Source organism: Corallococcus exercitus, from assembly GCF_003611585.1.
Classification (GTDB): domain Bacteria; phylum Myxococcota; class Myxococcia; order Myxococcales; family Myxococcaceae; genus Corallococcus; species Corallococcus exercitus.
The window spans coordinates 1-3,995 of the sequence record NZ_RAVW01000616.1 but is presented as its reverse complement, the minus strand read 5'-3'; the positions used below and the strand labels follow the sequence as shown (position 1 = coordinate 3,995).

2 protein-coding genes are annotated in these 3,995 nt (G+C 71.3%); both read left to right on the top strand.

The genetic code is table 11. The annotated features are described in order from the left end of the window. The coding region (locus D7W79_RS44090; RefSeq protein WP_244222236.1) for an Ig-like domain-containing protein at positions 1–2,321 on the top strand (2,321 nt) is incomplete at its 5' end. A 230-nt stretch (positions 2,322–2,551) separates the two neighbouring features. Next, a partial coding sequence (locus D7W79_RS45965) for a serine/threonine protein kinase (RefSeq protein WP_147442295.1) occupies positions 2,552–3,995 on the top strand: 1,444 nt, incomplete at its 3' end.

Sequence of the window (3,995 nt, the reverse complement as noted above, 5' to 3'; positions counted from 1 at the left end):
CGCTCAGCCTGTCCGCCACGGCCACGCCCACCTCGGGCCGCACGCTCGCCAGCGTCACGTTCCGCGCGGGCGCCACCGTGCTCTGCACCGTGAACGCCCCCGTCTCCAACCCCGTCACCTGCACGGCCACGAGCAGTCTGGGCAATGGCAGCCACACCGTGAGCGCGGAGGCGGTGGACAGCCTGGGCGAGAGCGGCTCCGCGTCGGTGGCCATCACGGTCGCCGGCCCGCCCACGGTCAGCATCCTGAGCCCCGTCTCCGGCGCCACGCTGCCCACGGGGAGCACGACCCTCAGCGCCTCGGCCAGCGCGGGCGCGGGGCGGACCCTCACGCGCGTGGAGTTCTTCCAGGGCACCACGTCGCTCTGCTTCACGACGACCGGGACGGGTTGCACGTGGAACGCGACGGCCGGCACGTACTCCAATGTCTTTGCCCGCGCGACGGACAACGCCAGCCCGGCGCTCGTCACCAACTCCGCGCCGGTGAGCTTCACGGTGAGCGCCTCCGCGGGCGGCGTGCGGCTCGTGGGCGTCGACACCGTGGGGACGCAGAACGACTTCGACAACGGCGGCTCGGTGAACGCCTTCCAGTACACCGCCGTCGCGACAGGGACGCTGGGGACGCTCAAGGTCTTCGCGGCGCCGGGCAATGCCAATGCGTCGCTGTCCATTGGCGTCTACAGCGATGCCTCGGGCGCTCCGGGCACGCTGCTCTCCTCCTGCACCACGCAGGTGGTGGATCCGCTGCCGCTGGTGACGGGGCAGTGGTACGGCTGCACCACCGCGCCGCAGGTGACGCTCACGTCGGGCACCGTCTACTGGCTGGCGCTGCTGGGCGCGAACGGGGGCGGCGTTTTCCGCTACATGGACCTGCCCACCGGCTCCATGCGCTACTCTCCGACGGGCCTCTCCGCGCTGCCGGGCCCCACGTTCGGCAGCTCCACCGTGTACTCGGGCGCGTCCAGCGCTTCGATGTATGGCCTCTCCGCGGGCAGCTCCACCGCGCCGACGGTGTCCATCACCCAGCCGGCCGCCAACGCCAACTTCACCGCGCCCGCCAACCTGAACCTCCAGGCCACCGCCACGGCGGGCCCGGGCCACACGCTCACGAAGGTGGAGTTCTTCGACAACGGCACCACGCTGCTCTGCACGGTGAACGCGCCCACCACGACATCCGTGAGCTGCGGCGTCAGCTCGCTCCAGGACGGCGCGCACAGCGTGACGGCGAAGGCCACCGACGACACGCTCCAGGCCACCACCTCCGCCGCGGTGCCCCTCACGCTGTCCAACCCGCCCACGGTGAGCCTCACGTCCCCCGCCGCCAATGCCACGTACACCGCGCCGGCCTCCGTGCCGCTTGCCGCGACCGCCAGCGCGGGCTTCAGCCGGAGCCTCGCGCGGGTGGACTTCTACGCGGACGGCACGTCGCTCATCTGCTCCAGCACCACCAGCCCCTACGGCTGCACCTGGAGCAATCCCTCCCAGGGAAGCCACACGGTGCGCGCCGTGGCCGTGGACAACGCCAACCCCGCGGCCAGCACCAGCTCCGCCACGGTCTCCATCACCGTGAGCAGCGCCACCACCGCGCCCGCGGCGCCCACGGGCCTGACGGCGACGGCGGTGTCCTCGGGGCAGATCAACCTGGCGTGGACCGATGCCTCCACCAACGAGAGCGGTTTCCTGGTGGAGCGGGCGCCGGATGTCTCCGGAGCCCCGGGCGCCTTCGCCCAGGTCGGGACGCCGGGCGCCAACGTGACGACGTTCAGTGACACGGGCCGGGCCGCGAGCACCCGCTACTGGTACCGGGTCCGCGCGACCAACACCGCGGGAAGCTCGGCCTACACGGCCAACGCCAGCGCGACGACCCCCGCCGCGCCCACCGCGCTCGTCGGCAACAGCACCGTGCTGACGACGTCCGACTTCGAGAACGCCGGCGTCGCGGCGGCGTTCAGCTACGCGGCGAGCGCCACCGGCAGCGTCACGCGGCTGAGCCTCTACGTGGATGCGCAGACGACGGCCACCACGCTCCAGCTTGGCCTGTATGCGAATGGGAGCGGGATGCCCGGCGCGCAGCTGCGCACCTGCACCGTCACGTCCGTCACGCCCGGCGCGTGGAACGTCTGCACCATCACGTCCCAGGCGGTGACGTCGGGTACGACGTACTGGCTGGCGGTCCTAGCTCCCACCGGCGACATCTACTGGCGCCACACCAGCGGCACCGGCTCGTACAAGGTGCAGCCGGGCCTGACGACGCTGCCCGCCACCTGGTCCGGCACCGGTGGCTACCCGGGCAGCAACATGTCCGCCTACGCCGGCAACTGAGCCCACCCGACTCGCAACATGCCCTTCGCGCGGCGCCCTGAAGCTCGGGCGCCGCTTCCGGGACGTCGCCCCAGCGCTGAGCAAGCGGGCTGGAGGGGGCAAGCCCACCGATATGCCCTGCATCCCGAACGCCGCCCCCTCCCCATTCCACTGAAGTGTCGCGCACCCGCAGGTGCTAGGGCTTCATCACTGCAGCCCTCCTTCAACACCGCGATACTGCCAAGGTGAGGATGGACGAGAAGATGGACGTGCTGCCCGGGTACACCCTGGACGCGATCGTGCGGCAGGGGGAGCGCGCCGTCGTCTACCGGGGCGTGTCCGCCGACGGCCGCCGGGTGATCGTCAAGCTGCTGCGCTCCCAGCAGCCCTCTCCCAGAGAGCTCGCGGAGCTCCGCCACGCGTTCGACTTCGGGCGTGAACTCGACTCGCCGGCTGCGGTGCGCCCCCTATCCCTGGAAGCCTCCGGCAATCACTTCGCCCTGGTGTTCGAGGATGGGGGAGGCCGATTCCTCGACGAACTGCTTGGGGCTCCCATGGAGTTTGGCCGCGCGCTCGACCTGGCGGTCGGCATCGCCGAAGCGCTCAGCGACCTCCACGGCCTCGGTGTCATCCACAAGGACGTCTGCCCGGAGAACCTGGTCGTCAACCCCGGGGGCCATGTCCAGCTGACCGACTTCGCCCTCGCCGCGCGCGGTGGGAGTGAGCCTGCATCGCTTCTCCCCATGCCCCGGCAGCTGGTGGGGAGCCTGCCCTACCTGTCGCCCGAGCAGACAGGCCGCATGGACCGCCCCCTCGACGCACGCACGGACCTCTACTCGGCGGGCGTCGTCCTGTATCAGGTGTTCACCGGCCAGCTGCCCTTTCATGCCGAGGACCCGCTCGGGTGGATCCACAGCCACCTCGCCCGCACGCCCCGGTCGCTCGTGGAGCTTCAGCCCCACCTCCCGGCCGTGGTGTCGGACCTGGTGATGCGCCTCCTGGCGAAGACGCCCGAGGACCGCTACCCGACGGCGCAAGGGCTGCTCGTCGATCTGCTGAACTGCCGCCAGCAATGGGCCTCCCAGCAGCGGATCGAACCGTTCGCCCTCGGCGCCAGCGACGCGCTCGGACAACTGCGAACACCGCAGCTGCTGCCGCTCCGGGAGGCCGAGCTGGAGCAACTGCGCGCCGCCTTCGAGCGGGTGGTGGCCGCGAAGCTCCCGGAGCTGGTCCTGGTGATGGGGGAGGGGGGCGTTGGAAAATCCTCCCTGGTGAACCAGCTCCGGTCCACGGTCCTCGACAAGGGCGGCCTCTTCCTGACGGGCAAGTTCGACCAGCAGCAGGAGGCTCCCTACGCCGCGTTCGTCCGCGCGTTCCAGCCCCTCTTCCGGCAGCTCGCCGCGGAGGACGCACCCCAGAAGGCCCGGTGGCGGGAGCGGCTGGATGAGGCGCTCGGTGCGAGCGGGCAGCTGATCGCCGACCTCATCCCCGAATTGCTCCAGGTGACCGGGCGGCTTCCGGAGGTCGCGCCGCTGGCTCCCGCCGAGGCCCAGGGCCGCTTCCTCCAGGTGTTCCGACAGCTGCTGGAAGCACTCACCGAGGAGTACCCGGTGACGCTCTTCCTCGACGACCTCCAGTGGGCCGACGAGGCCAGCCTGCGGCTGCTCCAGCACCTCGCGTCCCACCCCGCTCCCC